This is a genomic window from Paenibacillus sp. RU5M (assembly GCF_900221055.1).
Lineage (GTDB): Bacteria > Bacillota > Bacilli > Paenibacillales > Paenibacillaceae > Paenibacillus > Paenibacillus marchantiae.
On record NZ_OBQM01000010.1, the window covers coordinates 113,252 to 131,615 of the forward strand.

At 38.9% G+C, this 18,364-nt stretch carries 18 protein-coding genes; 16 read left to right on the plus strand and 2 right to left on the minus strand.

Going from position 1 to position 18,364, the window contains the following annotated elements:
• Positions 1 to 1,147: 1,147 nt before the first annotated feature.
• On the plus strand, positions 1,148 to 1,480 hold the full coding sequence (locus CRO25_RS25080; protein WP_079696827.1) for a hypothetical protein: 333 nt from the start codon (positions 1,148 to 1,150) through the stop codon (positions 1,478 to 1,480).
• Between the two features lie 559 nt (positions 1,481 to 2,039).
• Here the strand turns inward: CRO25_RS25080 and CRO25_RS25090 are convergent.
• Complete coding sequence (locus CRO25_RS25090) at positions 2,040 to 2,924, minus strand: hypothetical protein (protein ID WP_090811046.1); 885 nt, start codon at positions 2,922 to 2,924, stop codon at positions 2,040 to 2,042.
• Between the two features lie 563 nt (positions 2,925 to 3,487).
• Here CRO25_RS25090 and CRO25_RS25095 point away from each other — a divergent pair.
• From CRO25_RS25095 to CRO25_RS25115, 4 genes are all read left to right on the plus strand, one after another.
• Positions 3,488 to 3,700 carry a hypothetical protein gene (locus CRO25_RS25095; protein ID WP_079696830.1) on the plus strand — a complete coding sequence of 71 codons (213 nt, stop codon included), beginning with the start codon at positions 3,488 to 3,490 and terminating at the stop codon, positions 3,698 to 3,700.
• 44 nt (positions 3,701 to 3,744) lie between these two features.
• A complete protein-coding gene (locus CRO25_RS25100; protein ID WP_256338062.1) occupies positions 3,745 to 4,143 on the plus strand; it encodes a hypothetical protein in 399 nt (132 codons plus the stop codon).
• Positions 4,103 to 4,366, plus strand: coding sequence for a hypothetical protein (locus tag CRO25_RS25105; RefSeq protein ID WP_079696832.1), 264 nt, complete (start codon positions 4,103 to 4,105; stop codon positions 4,364 to 4,366). The genes CRO25_RS25100 and CRO25_RS25105 overlap by 41 nt, the downstream gene beginning before the upstream one ends.
• A gap of 798 nt (positions 4,367 to 5,164) precedes the next feature.
• Entirely contained in the window at positions 5,165 to 6,154 is a 990-nt protein-coding gene (locus CRO25_RS25115; protein WP_079696834.1) for a tyrosine-type recombinase/integrase, read from the plus strand.
• A 52-nt stretch (positions 6,155 to 6,206) separates the two neighbouring features.
• Here the strand turns inward: CRO25_RS25115 and CRO25_RS25120 are convergent, their stop codons facing one another.
• Positions 6,207 to 6,911, minus strand: a complete 705-nt coding sequence (locus CRO25_RS25120; RefSeq protein WP_079696835.1) for a helix-turn-helix transcriptional regulator — start codon at positions 6,909 to 6,911, stop codon at positions 6,207 to 6,209.
• A gap of 319 nt (positions 6,912 to 7,230) precedes the next feature.
• Between CRO25_RS25120 and CRO25_RS25125 the strand changes: the two genes are divergently transcribed.
• The 11 genes from CRO25_RS25125 to CRO25_RS25180 all read left to right on the plus strand — a co-directional run bounded on the left by CRO25_RS25125 (position 7,231) and on the right by CRO25_RS25180 (position 18,310).
• The gene (locus tag CRO25_RS25125) at positions 7,231 to 7,482 is read left to right on the plus strand and encodes a helix-turn-helix transcriptional regulator (RefSeq protein ID WP_256338061.1); all 252 of its coding nucleotides are present in this window, start codon (positions 7,231 to 7,233) and stop codon (positions 7,480 to 7,482) included.
• A 152-nt stretch (positions 7,483 to 7,634) separates the two neighbouring features.
• Positions 7,635 to 8,042 (plus strand): hypothetical protein, encoded by a 408-nt coding sequence (locus CRO25_RS25130; RefSeq protein WP_079696836.1) that lies wholly within the window; start codon positions 7,635 to 7,637, stop codon positions 8,040 to 8,042.
• Between the two features lie 35 nt (positions 8,043 to 8,077).
• Positions 8,078 to 8,776, plus strand: coding sequence for a transcription termination/antitermination NusG family protein (locus CRO25_RS25135; RefSeq protein WP_079696837.1), 699 nt, complete (start codon positions 8,078 to 8,080; stop codon positions 8,774 to 8,776).
• Positions 8,777 to 8,982: 206 nt separating this feature from the next.
• On the plus strand, positions 8,983 to 9,450 hold the full coding sequence (locus tag CRO25_RS25140) for a thioredoxin family protein (RefSeq protein ID WP_079696838.1): 468 nt from the start codon (positions 8,983 to 8,985) through the stop codon (positions 9,448 to 9,450).
• 57 nt (positions 9,451 to 9,507) lie between these two features.
• Positions 9,508 to 9,999 carry a metal-dependent hydrolase gene (locus tag CRO25_RS25145; RefSeq protein WP_079696839.1) on the plus strand — a complete coding sequence of 164 codons (492 nt, stop codon included), beginning with the start codon at positions 9,508 to 9,510 and terminating at the stop codon, positions 9,997 to 9,999.
• A 30-nt stretch (positions 10,000 to 10,029) separates the two neighbouring features.
• Positions 10,030 to 10,386, plus strand: a complete 357-nt coding sequence (locus CRO25_RS25150; protein WP_079696840.1) for a type II toxin-antitoxin system PemK/MazF family toxin — start codon at positions 10,030 to 10,032, stop codon at positions 10,384 to 10,386.
• Positions 10,387 to 10,535: 149 nt separating this feature from the next.
• A complete protein-coding gene (locus CRO25_RS25155) occupies positions 10,536 to 10,898 on the plus strand; it encodes a hypothetical protein (RefSeq protein WP_079696841.1) in 363 nt (120 codons plus the stop codon).
• A gap of 586 nt (positions 10,899 to 11,484) precedes the next feature.
• Positions 11,485 to 12,276, plus strand: a complete 792-nt coding sequence (locus tag CRO25_RS25165) for a hypothetical protein (protein WP_079696843.1) — start codon at positions 11,485 to 11,487, stop codon at positions 12,274 to 12,276.
• Complete coding sequence (locus CRO25_RS25170) at positions 12,276 to 14,195, plus strand: VirB4 family type IV secretion system protein (protein WP_079696844.1); 1,920 nt, start codon at positions 12,276 to 12,278, stop codon at positions 14,193 to 14,195. The genes CRO25_RS25165 and CRO25_RS25170 overlap by 1 nt, the downstream gene beginning before the upstream one ends.
• Before the next feature lie 32 nt (positions 14,196 to 14,227).
• On the plus strand, positions 14,228 to 16,453 hold the full coding sequence (locus CRO25_RS25175; RefSeq protein WP_143813204.1) for a hypothetical protein: 2,226 nt from the start codon (positions 14,228 to 14,230) through the stop codon (positions 16,451 to 16,453).
• A 66-nt stretch (positions 16,454 to 16,519) separates the two neighbouring features.
• A complete protein-coding gene (locus CRO25_RS25180; RefSeq protein ID WP_079696846.1) occupies positions 16,520 to 18,310 on the plus strand; it encodes a peptidoglycan DD-metalloendopeptidase family protein in 1,791 nt (596 codons plus the stop codon).
• Positions 18,311 to 18,364: the final 54 nt, after the last annotated feature.

The window sequence follows — 18,364 nt, forward strand, 5'->3', positions numbered from 1 at the left end:
TGGACATATACGTTCTTAGTAAAGATAATTGTGCCTTATGGTTCAACGAATTCCCTTGAACAGTAGCAACCGTAAATGTAATCGTGGATTCTAGGACCATTATGACTGTGGATGCTTTAACAGATGTTGAAGTAACGACGGAACTATACTTCATCCGATTTGAAATTGGCGCAAAGCATGGGAGTTACGCTGGGCAGTGGTAAGCCGGTCTACTGCATCTGTTAAATGGGGTTTGGCAGTTTAGGAGCATAGTGGCTTCAACGCCTGGCTAAATAAGCGTCGTCGACACCGCCAACCGGATCAACGAATCTTGCTGAGCTTAAAGCGAATGTGTAGGCAAGGCTGCAGCGGACAAAGAATCACTATACTAACGGGGGTGACACATAGTAGTGTTGCGTGGAATAGCGCCTCCGTGAATCGGGACATAGCAAGCTTGGACTACCGTGCTACGACACCTGGGCTGTGTACGAATACCGGCACACTAACACCACCGAGTGGATCGACCTCCCCGTCAACTGTGTTAGTAAAAGTGAAAGTCAAATTGATTCACCAGTCACGTCACCTCCTTTTGAAACTACACCAGCTGCATGCAACTACTGTGGTCCAGAGGGATGTCGGGTCGTAGTGAAAGATCAGATGGTTGTTATGACTAAGCCTGATTCCATTACGGATGTTTTTATCTCAACCTCTCAGAGACAGCAGTTCCCAGTATGCCGGTTCCGGAAATATTGGCGTCGGGAGGCCTGTTCTTTGTATGTAGTGAACAAACCGGTTACGAATCATCCCCGAGAAATTGCATGTTAATGATTCATATCAACCTCGCGAATGATCTATCAAATGTAAGGAAGTGTCACACGAATCGCCAAAAGCGTCACTTTATAGTCAGAAATCGTAATTTGATTAGCCAAAATCATACATTTCACAGCCAAAGTCGTTCCTTCACTGGATCGGCTTTTTTTATTGGAGGAATTGAAGTGATCAGCAGAAGACGGAAGAAGATACGCATTCGCCCCAACGAGCAGCCGGAGAAATGCATAGTTTGTGTATAGGGTCGCTTCGACGTGGTAAAACAGTTTTGCAGTAGACCTGTTTGTCCTAAAGAGTTAATATTTCCCTATTCAAATAAATAGAAGAGGGGATTATAAGAGTGGATTCCAAGGAGATACCAATTGAATCATTCAACAACATCTTATTAAAAAGCTTTGAATTTTTAGGTCTTATTCTGTTAGTGGTTATCATTGCGAGAGTAGTCTTCAATGTTAAGTCTGATTTTTTTAACAGAGGTCTGAGTGTGGTGAAATTTTTAGGTTATTTGTTATTAGCATGTGGTGCATACTTTGTAACTTACAGTGATGGCAGGCTTCATGCTGGGATGCCCGAAGCTCTTTCCATATCGCAATGCTTTGTAGTTGTTCTGTCTATATTCGAGGCCCTTTCTAACTTTGTAGCTATATGGAAATATCCTAAAAATGATGGTTGAGTACAGCATCCTTCGGGGTGCTTTTTCTTTTGCTCTCATATGACAGAATATGAGACGTTCTGAGCTTCTTGACATGAGAACGTCCGTTTGTAGGTATGAACCTTGTAAGGAGCGGAGAACAGCATCTGAATGAGCGTACGCATGCATATGATGGTCACCCAAACGTTGAAACCAATTCAACAGAATTCAGGTGGATCTCGATGATTCAATTCATTCATCTCCATGGAAAGATGCGTCAGAGATCCCGGTATGGTCTCAAGGTGACATTGCAATATTGAAGAAAACGCGCTTACAAAGGAATATATGTTACGTACTTTGCTTCCGCGTGGAACATGACACGAGCTGAAGAGCAGTAATGATATTACGCATGAAAACAATGATGTCACTACAGGCCGATTTGAAATGAAGCTAACATTTATAGATTTGTAAGGTCATAAACTATTTCTAAAAAAAGCCCACATCTGGGGGCTTTTTTTAAGGTTGAGAATTAGGTAACCAGTATCGAAGGGGGATAGAGCGACTCATTTGTTCAGTCTTGAATTATATTTTTTAACAAAGATTAATTATCTTGTTTTAGATTCTGATCTTTAGGTTGGGATAATTCTAGAATTAACTTAGAAATAGTATTAGTATTTTGGGTATTTAATTCACTAATTTCCTGATTCATTTTTTCATGCCACTTAGCTTTTTCATCTAGGAGAACCTCTTTAGCTTTGGTTTCGATTTCTTTACTCAGTAATTCTAGCTCCCTTTTATGGTCCGCTTCCTTTTTAACAGCCTCCTCTTTTGCGAGTACTTGAAGACTCTCATATTTTTGGTTTGCCTGCTCTAACTCAGTATTCACAGTGTTAAACAACTGTAACTGCTTACTCATCTCTTCTTCATGGAGATTATTTATCTCATTAATTTTAAATCTCAATTCTTCTGCAACTTTTACAGCATCCTCTTGTTTATCAATAGTTTTCTTCAATTTTTGGTTTTCTACTGAAGTGAACTGATTCAATTCTTCTAACAGACGCAGTGATCTTTGGATCTGCTCTATGTTAGCGGTTAATTGATCGTTACTTTCCTGGACTAGAGCTAACTCTTCCTCTTTTTCATGGAGTTTCTTTTGAGTTAAAGATAGTTTATTCGCTAATTCCTCAAGCTTTTCTTCAATAAGAGACTTTTCTCTCTCTGTCTGTTCCTTAATGTCATCTACAGTGTCAGCGCCACGGTGATACATCCGAATTAAGATATGGTATATCACATTCATATGTTTTTCGAAATCCTTCAGATCATACTCAACTGCAGGATCTTTTTTGCGCATTTGGTGAACTGTTTCTAGTGACATTAAAGATTCTAACCAGTCATATGCATCCATCCCGGACGCGGCGATCCGATCATTAACAATATTTAGCGCATCCTGTGACATTCTAAACCCTTTTATTTTTTCCTCAGCCATTAAATTTTCCTCCAATTTTGTTAACATTAAAAAGCCTGAAAATAAAGGATGTTAACGTGTTAACATCTATAATTAAGTTAACTTTATCATGAATTCATGATAAATACTATGGAAAACAAACAACGATCCTAGCTTCCGATAAGTGTAGCGTTATCGGAAGCTAGGATCTGCTATAGTATACATATTGAATATGCGAAAAAGAGGGAGGAGATGTAATGTATTTTTCCTACCATATTATTTAGCCGATGTTGAACAGATATACTCTATACGAAATTGTGTCTCAAAATTTAGCTCTCTTATGTATGATGACCATTAATTTTTTAAATATACCCTTTAGGCACAAGTTATTGATTACACATCTATTTCCATCACATTTCGATATAGAATTATTCAAATTGTCCTTATTTAAAAGCCATTAATCAGAAAAACGGAAGGTTAGCGAAATAATCACCTGAATTATAGTCACATGTATCTTAAAACTGCTAACCCTAAGTTAGTATTTTGAGTGTGCGTACAACAATCTTTATCAATTATACTTTGATGATACAATGGTAATAAAGAGCATGAAGAAAGAGGGATTAGATAACGTGAGCGTAAATGAACATTTGGAGTATGAGCTATTAGCAAAGGAAATCTACGATTCCCTTCATAGAGCTGAAGGAGTAGCTACAATTGATATTAAACATAATGTTAGACTTCTAGGGAATTCGGGTTGCAATCATCAAATCGATGTTTATTGGGAATTTGAAATGGTTGGGGAAGTATACATAGAGTAGCTGTTGAATGTAAAAATTATACTAATGAAATCTCTGTAGGGAGAATAAGAGATTTTTTTGGAGTTCTTCATGATTTGGGTAACAATACCAAAGGTATATTTGTGACTAAAGTTGGTTATCAAAGTGGTGCTAAGAAATTCGGTGACTATTATGGAATATCTTTGAAAGAGATGAGACCTCCAAATCACGAGGACTGGAATGGGAGAATTCGGAATATTGAAGGAGTTTTTAGTATGATAAAAGCGGACAATATCAGATGCGAGATAGAATTCGATGATAAATGGATTCTGAAACACTATAAACGTGAGGATTTCAATGCAGATATTTTACAAAAAAAAAGAGATCTGCGCCAACTTGTGATCGAAGATGCTAGAGGGAATATAATTAAAACATTCTCAAAATATGTACAGAGATTTACCTATATTTGGTCAGGAAGAACATAATAACCTGACACATGAGTTTGAATTTGAAGATGGTTACTCCGACGCACATGATGCAATACGGCTTAAAATTTCAAAAATTCACTTTACTTATGATGTAATCACCCTTGCAAGAGATACGGTAGTTATTGAAGGAGATGAAATTGCAAAAGCGATTCTGAAAGATGTAACAACGGGAGATGTGAAATTCTTCGATAAGTTAGGTAATGTACGTAGAAGAGAATAGATGTTCCAGATCTATTCTCCTGATAAAATTATAGCTTTATGTATTATTTGTTTGAGTGAGTATGTAACAACGTTTACATTTCTGTTTTAGGAACACTTTCTTTCTACATCTTTTCATGTGACAAACACTATAATCGTATTTTCGTAATTCATCCATTGTTTTGTAGGGCATTGTTTTGTAAGGGACATGAAATAATGGCATTAGGTTTAACAGATAATTTTTACATTTAAAACAATACTGAGCTTCTTTGTTCAGTGAATGAAATTCTACGCCGCATGCTTCATTGCAACAGATACGATAATTTTTAAATTTCACATAGTCAACCTTCTTTAATCTCGTTAAAATATATTAATATCTTAACTTTACTGCTATTTGAAGTCTAGGTTTATCAGAGGAATATTTCAATTTTCCAGCTATTCTGGATTGTGATTAATCAATTATCAGTTAAGCTTACATTAGTAGATTGCAGGGGAGGATGGGATATTTGTTATCACAAGAAGATTTAAGAAAATTAATTGTTAGAGAATTAGATGAGAGAGATCGACACAACAAGCATGAGAATCTTAATCAGATATATCGTTTCTCCAGGATCTTCTTTCCGATCATCTTAGTTATAGGATCTCTTCTATTTGTTTTGGTATACAGTGGGGTCTCATTGAGTGCTTCACACATTAAAGATATTCTGTTAACTAGGATTACCTATATCCTATCAATTATGTTTTTCATTTTTAGTTTTCTCGGAATATTATTAATATTATGGCTTCGTACTCAGTTAAAAGTGCTTAAGGGGAAATCGTTATGAAAAAAGTACGTGCTGTACTTCAAGAGGACAAGCCAAATGATGCTCTTGAAGTGAGGAAAGAAATTCTTATTAAAAATGGGAAAAGGCTTATCGGACTTTCTCATTCAAGTAACACGAACACTGCATACAGAAGCGACTGGGCTCAATTTGAAATATGGTGTTCTAAGCATGATTATACAAGTCTACCAGCAAGTGAAGAATGCATTGGAAGTTATATATCAGATTTAGTCTTACAGGAATATAAAGCAAATACGATCAAGCGTAAGATTAATGCTCTTCAATTTGCACACCAGGCTGCCGAGAAAGTATTACCTATTACACATTCCATTAAGCTGATGTTAGCTGGCACCCGAAAAGAATTAGGAACTAAACAGAATGGAAAAACCCCGCTCACTATCAAGATGTTAAAGCAAATGGTAGAAGCTACAAACACAATTGATAACAGCCTTAAAAGTTGCAGGGATAAAGCTTTGTTACTCATTGGTTTCTTGGGAGCATTCAGAAGAAGCGAGATTGTAAGTATTGATGTTGAGGATATAAAGATTGAGCCTGAAGGGTTAGTTGTTAACCTAAGAAGATCTAAGACAGACCAAGAGGGGGAGTCTGCGCTGATTGGACTACCAAAAAGTCGCGACGAGCGTACTTGTCCTATCATAGCATTCAAAAACTGGATAGAACTTTCTCAAATAAAGAGTGGACCTGTATTTCAAAGTGTAAATCGTCACGGACACTTAACTGGAAAGAGGCTCTCTGATCGAGCAATTGCAAATGTAGTTAAAGAATACGTGGAATTATGTGGTTATGATTCGGTAAACTTTTCTGGTCATAGCTTAAGAGCTGGTTTTGTTACTGAAGCAGCAAGAGCGGGCGCGAATGAAAGATCAATTGCAAATCAGAGTCGTCATAAATCAATGAAAACACTAAGACGATATATCCGGATGGGGAATGTATTTACTGAGAATGCCGCGAATGATCTTGGACTTTGAGCAGTATAGAATCACAAAAAAAAGCGAGTTCCAATTGGAACTCGCTTTCTTGTTATTTTTCTTCCATTTGACGTTGTGATGCATCTGAAAAAATAACTTTTACGGCTGCAATAATTTTACCTTTGTCCTCTTTAGAAAGAGGCTTTCCGTATAGTTGTACACCAGCTCCATTGATGAAGGAGAGCAATTCGTTGAGTTCCGGAGTGTCAGGGTGGAATCCTTTTTTGTCTGCCGCATAACCTGCAAGATAATCTGGCGTAACCTTCAGTGCTGCTGCAAGGCTATAAATATCTTCTATTGAAGCTTTAGCGGTGCCTTCAAGTATTTCAGTGATCTGCTCCATTGAAATCTCTGTTTTCTTAGCCAACTTCAGAATACTAATTGAATTCTCTTCGATCAGTTGCTCTAGTCGACTTATGAAGATAACATTTCGTTCCTCGTCTGAGATTTCGGGCTGAGCTTTTTTAACAATGCCGGCTTTCTCAAGCAGAGTTTCATAGGGGATTTCATAACCCCTAGCAAATTTTTGAAGTTTATCTGTTTGAATAATGATTTCTTTTTGTGAGCGCGGATCAATACCGTTTTCAACGTTTTTGATATAAGAGTGACTAATATCAGTTACGTCCGATGCCTGTCGGTAAGAGTATCCTTTATCTTCTCTTATTTTTCTCAAGTACCGTCCTAATACTATGGGTGCTGAAAGGAGTGCAGGGTGATCCTGATCTATAGTTGTTGTTGAGTTCTTATCTTTAGTCATTTTTATTTCCACCTTTCTTATTCTCAATCAAAGGTTCAAACATTATATACACATCTAAGGAAGTTCAATAGAGAGTCCAATTGAACAAAATTTGATGATCGCCATGGTTCTAATAATATTCCCTAACTGCTTTTGTGTAAACGAATGTAAAACTTAATATACATTTATTAAAATAAGTGTAATTCATGATTGACACTCTTGGTGTACATTCTGTAATATAAGCATTGAAAGTTGTTTTGAAATTCTCCCGTCTACCAAACGGGTTTTTGTTTCTTACATAAATTTAATTAGTTTTGGTTCTGAAAGGAGATTGTAACGATTGACAGTTTTAAATAGAGCCTTGCCTGAAGTTAATCCGTCAATTCAAGTTATTGTTAAAAGTAATCTTCGTTCTTTTCGAAAAAAGAACGGTGAAACGCAAGATGAATTAGCAAGAGCTATAGGAGTTACTCGTCAAACAATCCTCAAAATTGAGAAGAATAGACAAGTTCCTGTTTTTATCTTGGCTGCATTACTGGCGAATCACTACAATGCAACAATTGAAGAGATCTTTGAATGTTCATTCAATTGATTTTTGTATTTCTTGGAATACGAAAATGTATACCGTCGATTACATTTTAGCATAAAAGTAATTTTTAGAATAGCATTATCGAAAAAAAATCAGTCTCTAAGCTTAAGTATTTTTTTAGTTTTCACTAAGTGAGATGGTAAAGGGTGAGTGCGTTGAAAACATCTATTGAGCTATTGGCAAGTTATCAGGGTAATCGAAGTCAGGTTCTAAAAGATAAACGGATTCAACAGGAAATAAGTCTCGCTGATTATTTAAGTGATGAAGAAAGAGAAGATCTTTTGCACACTCGTAACATGAGCAGGATCGTTTCTCATTGTAATTTTGCAATCCAAACGATTGGTTACCCGATCGGGGAAAAGGTTGATGATAAGCACCTTTCAATTTTAAGTGAGATTGAAGTCGCAATCATTAAACAGAGGTTAGAAGAAGGATCGGGCTTTGATGAGATTGGTAAGGTGTATGGATACTCTCCAGCTGTAACGAAAGATATTTTCAGTAAAGCACTTCGTAAGCTCACAAAGCATATTCGTGATAACACTGTCGGAAATGAGAAGGAATAAATTTATTTAAATCATTTTTATCGGGAGGAATAACCATGTGGTATGCATTACAAGTGAGAAACGGATTTGAATTAGAAATAGCGGATCGATTAAATCAGTACGCTGCTGTAAAAAATCTTCATTCATTGATCAAAGGGATCTTCGCGGGGGTAAAGAAAGTCGTTAAAATGACTCCAAAGGGCAGAAAACTAAATATAGACTCGGTTCTTACAGGTTATATTTTTGTGAAACTCGATGAACTCACAGCCGAACTCTGGCACTTCTTCAAAGGACTGCCTGGAGTTTATAAGGTGCTTGATTCGTCTCCTATATCTTCAGAAGAAATTGAAAAATTACATAGTCAGTGCAAAGGTGAAGTTGAAGTTAAAATTGATGAAAACAGCGAGATTAATAAAGCTGCCGAAGAAGTTTGTGAGGGAACACCTTCTAATGAAGAAAAACCCAAAGTGACTGAACTGGTAAGTACTGAATCCCAAACTGAAAACAAAGATAATACAAACGTTCTTACTCATTGCTATGAGGTCATTCGTAAAGGGGCAAATAGCATGCTTCGTGTGCCAATCGATATCTATCGTCGGGCTATGGAGTATGATGATAGGCTTAAGGACAGCAGAAACGAAAGAGATCTAAAATTCATTCTACAAGCATTAAAAACTTATGCCACTGATGTTCTGCTTGTTAAGAAGAGGTATGACAAGAAGAGTATTAAACAACAGAATTTCTACTCATCCTGAAAATTATAGACATAAGGTTACTTAATAATGTATGAGAAGCGTCATAGGTTGTTCAAATTCATTCTTTAGTAATTTCTATACTACTGTTATGGATTCGCAATTATTTAGGTGTATAGATGTTGGAAAGCTATTCTTCGAAGATTAGATTGTGTATCAATGATTGATCGGCATAATGACTAAAAGTCAAAAGAAATGGAGTGGAGTAATTGAAAACGAGTAGGATTTGGAAGGTTTATTTACCGTTGATTTTTTTAGGGGCGCTAATTGTAATCATTGTAGGCATTGTGGCTAAACCGGGTGGCTCTATTATGGAGAATATAGCGCCTGATGTGAATAATAATTTAGCCAAGAATGTAATTAATATCGTTGATGCAAGTGCATACGATAAGCAGAAGGATAAAGACTACTTAGTATATTTTTATTCTGATGATTGCCACGTTTGTAATTCTTACAAGCCTTTGTTAGATAAATATGTTACTAAAGGATCTGCTCTTACGGTGTATGCAGTAGACGTACTTGATCCGGACGCCAAAAGTGTATTAAAGAATCTACATGTGAATGAAACTCCAACTTTAATAAGAATTACTAAGGGAATTGAATCATGGAGAGCACTTGGCGACCTACCTATAGAGTTATTACCTCACAAATCAACCTCAAGCCATGAAAAGCTTTAAGTTCTCTTATTAAGAGAAATGTTCAAATTTTATTAATCAATTGAAGGGGGCACTGTAGTGTACGCTAAAACTCACATGATTGCTGGAGGGATTGTAGGCTATTTAATATCTCCTACATGGGTAGGCGTCCTGGGAGGAGCCGTTTCTTCGTTGCTCTCTGATATAGATGAACCTAAAAGTTTTATCGGTAGAAAGACACTGCTACTATCAGTCCCTCTGAATTGGGCTATTGAACACCGTACAGTAACACATTCTTTATTGTTTGCGTTTGTTTCAGCTTTCATTTTTTTTGCAGTAACTGTTATGACACCGCTATACATGCTGGGATACGTTATCCTCGGTGGAATTATTTCACACATAGTAGGTGACATGTTAACAGGCAGGGTGATGCTTTTTTGGCCTATGAAAAAGAAGATCGGAATTAAAATGCCCTTTTGGATATATCGTATAGTCGATATGTTAATTCGACTTGGTTTAATCTACTTAGTCATCCATCAATTGGTTTTCGGTAATGTTTTTAAAAACTTACTATCTAATAGTATTTTGTAATATAAATTATTATCCGGAAGGAGATTCTGTATGGGATTACAGCGTATTACTACGCTCTTTATGAGGGGGGAATCCTATTGGGTTGAGCTTCCGGACGGAGAGGGAAGCGAACAGGAGGGTGAAAGGCCTGTTTTAATTGTATCTAATGACTATGGGAATACATTTTCACCAGTTGTTAATGTGGTTCCGATGACGTTAGAAGCGAAAAAACCAATTCCAACACATGCTTTGATTGAAAGTTCTCTAGGTCTTCAGACAGTTCTTTGTGAGCAAGTAATGACCGTAGACAAATCTAGATTGCTTTCGAAGCATTTAATATTTTCCCCAGAAGACATGTTCAAAGTAGATAAGGCACTTTTTAATGTTTTTTTCTATCAAGGATCATGAAATTATTACATAACTGAACAGATTATTTCTAAACCCTCTTCCATGCTGAAGGGGGTTTTTTTTATAGGTTCGAGGGGGTGACAACATTTAAGCATCAATTGTTATATGAGGTTAGATTGGGTCTAGGAAAAACAAATGGAGGAATGAAAATGAGCATTATTAAGTCAAAAAAATTCTGGTTGCAATTGGTTATAGTGGCAGTGTTTTGCCTGGCTTTTGCAACTGTAACATCAGCGGCAAAGCTGAATCCACAGGACGCCACAGCGTTCCAAACTTGGACAAAAGATTCTGCTGACCGTGGAGCAACAGCAGTAAGAGAAGTTTTTGGTTGGATTGCTGCTATCTTCTTGATTATTGGTGCATTCCAGTTTCTGACTGCTGCAGGAGATTCTTCTAAAATTCAAGCTGCAAAAGATAAATTTAAGTACACATTGGGAGCACTAGCCCTAGTCATTATGGCAGATAAAATTGTCGGATTGTTCTATGGTATCTTCGGAGGCAACCCTACCTAATTAGGAGGTATTTTTGATGTATGGAGAACAGCACTTATTAACCTTCAAAAGTCAGGAGAAAACAAAAGTAATCTACAATCTATCTTTTGCTCAAGTAGGTTGGTGGATTGCCGGAGGCTACTTATCGTTACAAGCAATCCAATACCTTCCTAAAATACCTGGTATCGGGACTGTAGGGTACTTACCACACATGATCCCGTTTGTAATTTTCTTGGCTTTTGCACATGTAACACACCCGTCAACGGGTCAACAACTACACCATTATCTATTGGGTTATCTCCTCTGCCGGAGACGTAAGCGGAGTTTCTTGTAGACAAAACAAAGGGGCGGTCCTATTATTTGGGCCGCATCCCTGCTTGATATCATTAAAGAGGAAATGGGGGGAATATCGTGGATATTATTTTGGGATTACTCTTGATTGCCATTGCGCTTGTAATGCATTTCAAAGGTAGAGAAACGAAAAAAAAATTACAGGCTTCTAAACCAGCTAATAAGAAAAAATAGTAATTGAAATACGAATAAAGATGCCTTGTATTCAAGGCATCTTTATTTGTATTTTATGAAGCTAATTAAAGAGGTGAAAGTAATGGATATTATATTGGTTGTCGCCATTGTCGGCGCGCTGCTATTTCTCCAATTCGGGGGGAAATCAAAGAAAAAAATAAAGAAGGAAGAAGCGAGTGATTGGTTTCAGGTAAAGGATCTGAGCGAGGATGGATTGATAACAACTGAAGATGAGCGATATATGTTTATGCTAGAGGTCCAGCCTATATCATTTGCATTGAAATCTCCCAGTGAACAAAAAACAATATGGATTTCTTTCAGAGAGGCCATTAATGCGATACCGCATCCCCTGCGTTTTAAATCCGAAAGTCATCCTTATGACCTAGATGGGTATTTTCAGGATCTCAAATCTCAAGCTTACGAAACGAATGATCCCTTAGACGTGCAGTATGTAAACGAATTAGAAGAGACTTTTCTAGGGATGATTGAAGCAAATAAGATTCAGGATCGGAAGTATTATGTTTTTTTGGAGACAGATGCGAGGTATTTGCTTGATTTGACAACAGAAACCTCTAATCCAATCATAAACGATCTATTAAGGAAAAATGCTGCTCGAAAAAATATGGATCAAGATATAGATGCCGTAAGACAAGAGCTAACCAATAGCATGCGGATTATACAATCAAAGTTTCACGCGGTAGGGATCATGACTACTGAAATGAATGAACGACACGTAAAACAATACTTATACCGGACACAAAATAGAGAGATTGCAGGTTTGGTCACATTAGACGAAATGATTGAAATGATTGCTGATGATGACCAAATACCACAATCGTTTGGGAAATCTGCATATACTGACGAGGTGGCTTAATGCTTAAAATACCATTTTTCAATAAGAAAAAAAGGGAACAAAGCGAACTAGAGGATGAGACAGAACAGAACTTTACTCTAGAGAAGGGGATATCAAAAAAAGAAGCTGCCCTGATTGCTCCACCATCTATCATTGAAAGAGTCCCTGGAGAGAATAATGCTACGGACTATTGGGTGGAATTTGGAGACAACACTGGCGGGGCACAGTATTTACGCTCATGGTTCTTGAAGTTCACAGGGCGAACTACTTTTGTAGGAATGTTTGATCCAATTATGCTCTCAGAAGGGGAAGGAGCAGTAGATATTACTGTTACCACGGAACCTGCTGAGATAAGCAACGAGATCAACGTCATCGCAAACCGAATCGCTGTACTTCAAGCTGAGCTAACTACTGAACATAACCCGGCAAAGGTCGGCTCTATGATGCAGGAGCTTAGTGACCTAGAAGGCCAGATGGGACGTTTACGTGTAAATGCAGAAAAATTGTTTAACACTTCTGTTTGTTTGAATGTGGCAGCGAACGAACCTGAAAAGTTAAGAAGATTGAGTCGAACCATTATCAAAAGACTAACTGGTATGGGTATTCGTTTCAATGCAGCAGACACGCGGCAATTAGAGACGTGGCGACATTCCGTGGGGATAGGTAATAAGGTTATTGCTAAACCTCACATTAAAGAAATGGAAAGTAGTAATGTGGCTGACTTTTTCTTGTTTGGATATGGGGGATTGTCACATCGTAAAGGTGTTCTACTCGGATTTGACCATTATCGTCGCCCTGTTTTTTATGACGGATGGGATCGTCGACTTGCGAATCAGCACATGGTCGTTTTTGGGCGAGCAGGTTCAGGTAAGTCTTTTGCAATTAAAGTTTTAACTCGTAGATCAGCAGCTTTAGGTATAAAAACGGGGATCATTGATCCGGAGAGGGAGTACAAAAATCTCGTACTCGCGATGAACGGGCCTTATGCGGAGTTATCTCCTAAACATGCTGATTTTCAGCAACTTAATATTTATGATGTTCGCGAAGAAGAAGATGAGTATGGCAGAGTATTCGTAGACATCGAAGAAGCTTCAAAAGGGGTTCAAGCTGTAATCTTCAAAATGATTAGAACTGTTGATCCAGAACTTCTTAATGGTACTGTCAAAGTAGCGATTCATGATACTATTATTCAACTTTACAAGGATTTTAAGATCAATAGTAACCCTGAAAGTTTGTATGAATTAGTCGATAATGAGTATGTAATTAAAACCATGCCAGTTCTGTATGATCATTATCAACTTATGCAACAGAATGAGAAATTAGAGCATATTCATCCGATTATCAAGTTGTTCACAAGAGATAGTGGGGATGAATCTAAATCTATCTTTGATGGCCAATCTACCTTCTCCATTGGTGATGCCAGAGTGTTTGGTATTTCTACGGCAGACCTCGATGAGGAATGGATGAAGCCAATTGGAACATTTGTTGCTAATAAGTGGGTATGGGAACGATTTGGTAAAAAGAATCGTAGTGAACGTAAGCGGATAGTTGGTGACGAGGCTCAGCTCATGATGGAGAATCCGGAAGAAGCAAAGTGGCTTGAGAATGCATACCGGCGTGGTAGAAAATTAAATGTATCTATGTGTGCAGTCACACAAGGCTTTGAAGTGTTCCTTCGGGTTCCTGAAGGCATGGGTATTCTTAAAAATGCTCCTACAAAACTACTATTGAGGCAAGAGAGTATTGATATTGATGCTGTGCAAGGTAAATTCAAACTTGCGGAGGGAGAGGCTAGGTTCTTACTTACAGCGCCTGCCGGTGTTGGGATATTGAAAGTGGATGAAGAGTCTACAATCGTCAGTATACAGCCTACACCAGATGAGTACTGGCTCTATACTACCAATCCGAATGATTTTGTTGAACACGGTATTGGAGCGTGATGAAATTGCATAGGAAAGGTACCGGTCTCTCAATGAGGCTTATTTTGGCGTTGTTAATTTTTAGCATCGGGATTTTGCTACCATCAATATCCGGATTTGCTCATGCGGAAACATCAACTCCTGAGCAAGTTGCAGATGGTCCAACGGATCAAATTAGAGATGGGGTGTTTGGCGAGCGCTTGGATGAGGCTGAAGATCCAGGCTATCTTGAAAGACAACTGGCGGGTTTGATCATAAATTTCGCGGAATTTATACGAAAGGCACTGGGGCTTAAAGATCTAAATGAGCTAATCTTTCTTAAAGGATCAGAAAACCTAATTTTTAATACTTTCGATTCGTCCATATTCAGTATTATTGTAGATTTTTTTAATTCCTTTTTAACGGTCAGTGCCTGGTTGGCTGTACTTTCTATTCTAGCATGGGCTTTTATGATTATGTTTAAGGGTGGTACACAGCAAGGGCAATTAAGTATAAATAGTATGTCTGAGGGGTTTGTGATCTACTTCGTTGGGCTAAACCTAGGCGGCTATATGTATAAGCTTGTTTTCTCTGCAAACTATTTGGTTGTACTGTGGGCTATTGATGGTCTGAAGATGGCAACCGGATGGGATGTAACGCAGGTCAATATATTAGACATAATGACATCCGAAACCAAAAGTTTGGGTCAAGCTGCATTGATTATTCTCATTGTATTTTGTGTGGGTATGTTGAATTATCAGTACGCACTTCGACTAGCAACTTTAATTTTTTTGATGGTTATTTTCCCTTGGGTGCTATATCGTTGTACGACTCCAGGCTCACAGAAAGTGCTGGACGAATGGTTTCGTGAATTCGCGGCTCAAGTGTTTACGCAAGCTGGTCATGCCATAGGATATGCTATTTTTATAGCGATTCTAGCCAAACAACCTAGCTTTTGGATTCTTCTCGTCTTTTTAGTAGGTATGCCTACCATCACGAGTTTGGTACGTATACCTATTGGAGCAAAAGGTGGAGGAACCGTTGGTGGCGGGTTTGGTATGGGAACAGCTATGGCGGTCCAAGGTATTGTCAAAGGTCTCCGAGGTAAAGGCAGTGGGGGTAAAAATGCACCTCCCTCTAATAACAACGGAATTATGCCTTCTGATTCGTTTGGAGCTACTCCAGCAACAGCGGATGCGTTGAGCCCTGTCAGTAGCCCAAGTTTTAATACTATGGCGGGTGGAGCAAGTAATTTGGCACCAGCTGCACCTGGAAAGGGCGGAAGTACAAAATTAAATACAGGGAGCAGAATAGGTCCAAGCGCTAACAGTAGCAGTGGTAGCAGGACCCCCAGCGGTGGTTCTTCGCAACCTTCTTCACCACTTCGGAATTTTGTGGAGTCTCGTGGAGGGGTCGTGGGGTTAGCCAAGACTGGAGGATCTATGGCAGGTAAAGCAGCTGGAGCTGTTGCAAGAAAATCCGCTATAGCAGCAGGAGCAGGAGCAGGCTTTATCGCAGGGAGCGCACTTACAGGCAGTATGTCAGGAGGGTTTGTTGGTGCGGCATTAGGCTCTCAAGGTGTAGCTAAACTAGAACAGGGTGCTGGTGCTGTTGCAAAAGGAATAAAGGGATTGAGTCAATCTTATCAATCTTATAGAACAGAAAATCCTATACAGGAAACGCAGATGGCCCAAGCGCCATTGGCTCTTCCTATGGGAAGTAGTCCTCCATTGGCCCTTCCAGCGGGCCCGGGTGTTCAACCTGGAGGGACTAACAGACCACTCGAATTGTCAGGACCAGTTCATACTCCACTCCAAGATCAGGGAGGAGTCATGGTAACATCTAAAGGTGGTGCAGGAATTACAGCACAAGGTAGCCCGACCTTACCAGGGAGACCGAATATGAGTAGTCAAAATCCTGGCCTTGGAAGTATCCCGGGTGGAGGAGGTAAGCGGAATACTGGAAGTATTTCAAACACTCCGAATCCAATGAACTCAACCATGATTCCACCAGTTCCTAGAAGTCCAATGGTGAATCAGAGGAACAGGAGTAATATGAACCATCTTCAACGAGTATATGATGAAGGAAGAAATGCAATGTCTGGCCCGAATCATTCACCTTCTAAGGGCGATCCTGGACCACAACCACCTCCTGTAGCTTCATCATCGCCTATGGGTTCTTATGGAGATCCTGGACCTCCACCACCATTGTCTGATAATGAAACCCGAGGTTTTTCTCAGTATGATGGAAATAGTAGGCCGCGGCCGATCGATATCCAACCCATTAAACGTAATGACTAAACCGATTAAATGTCTTCTCTATCAAATTAGAGAAGGCATTTTTTCTTAGTTTGAGGACGTGATCACTTGAGTTTAGAAGGACTCTTTCAAGCAGGTAAGAATGCCGGGAAGAATTATTTGAAGAAAAAGCTCGCCAAATTAGGAAAAGCAATCGCAAAAAAATTGATCATCAAATTAATGCCTTATATTATCGTAATTGCACTAATCTTAATCGCTTTTTTAAGTATTTATTCACTGTTTTTTGGGGCTCCGGATGATTTTAAACAAGAAAAAGGTCAAATGGCCATTTTTACAACGGATGAACATGACACTGAGTGGAATTTAGAGAAGGATAAAGAGCTTCAAAAGAAATACATTCAATTATCGGAGAATGGACTTGGTGAGAGTGGGGAGTATAGTTTTGGCTCTAACCAAGGTGTGCCTTATCAAGAGAGTCCCTTTGATCAGGCAACTTTATACCAAATTTCATGGGCACTTATTGCCGCAGCAGACCGTGTGATTGGAGATCCAGTTGTAGGTGACGGTAGGACACGTAAGCCTGATCCAGAACGAACATATAAGGCTATAGGACCACGGTTTACTTGGAAGGACACTGTGGTGACTATTGAAACGAAGACTACGACTTACAAAACGGTGACAGCAGAAGATGGGACTGAGCGTGAAGAGAAACAAGTCTCTGTTGATACTCAAACACATAAGACAAAGTTAATTACTAATGTGGATCAATATGATCAAACTGTTAATGTTGACTACCGTACGGAAACTGTTCAGACCGGTGATAGTGATAATTACACCAAAGTCACAGCTGAAGTACTTAGCACGGTTGTGTCGACGCCTCGTACGCAAGATCGATTAGTCACTTTTTTAGTTGATCATGGTCTCATTGAAGAGGACGCTGAATTTGTAATTGAACTGGCGAAAGTATACGACCCCCTGTTTGTCGGATTTCCTGGTAGCGGTGACGGTAATGGACAAGGAGGCAGTTATGTCAGTGGACAGATACCCCCTGAATTTGTACCTATCTATAAAGCGGCTGCAGCGAAGTATAAGATTCCTTGGTACGCACTTGCTGCAATTCATAACGTGGAAACCACGTTTTCGACTGACCCGACGATGGTATCGAGTGTTGGAGCGATTGGACATATGCAGTTTATGCCTGCAACGTGGGTAGGGTGGAAGTATAACATTGGTGGTGGACTTGTATCGGATTCTTTGGACATCACTAATTTAGGGACAATAAAAATAGGTGGGGGTTATGGAGTTGATGCGAACGGGGACGGTAAAGCCGATCCTTGGGACATCGAGGATGCAATATATTCTGCTGCAAATTATTTATCAAAGAATGGCTTTAACAAAAATCCACGTGCTGCTGTAAAGATGTATAATCATGCGGATTGGTATGTAGACAAAGTAATGGCACTTATTGAGTTATATAAAAAACCAGCTCCACTCTGGGAATCAGCTATATATCCTGTAGATCAAGGTGTGTATCGTGTTTCAAGCGTCTTTGGTTACAGAATACATCCTAAGACAGGTAAGAAAAAAATGCACTCAGGGATCGATCTAGCAGCCCCAGCAGGTACGCCAGTCAAAGCACCTATGGATGGAATAGTCACCTTTGTTGGTACTAAGAGCGGGTATGGAAATACGATCATTATTGACCATGGTGGAGGTTACCAGACGCTGTATGGTCACTTACTGGATGGTAGTACCCTCGTTAAAAATAACCAACAAGTTAAAGCCGGTGAGCAAATCGCAGGTGTGGGTTCAACGGGGGTTTCAACAGGAAACCACTTACATTTTGAGATTATCACGAATGGTATGAAAGTTGATCCTACTAGTTACATGACATTCTAAATAATTTCGTTGAAGGGAGGGATGCCGGTAAACAAAAACTTATTTGAATTTAGA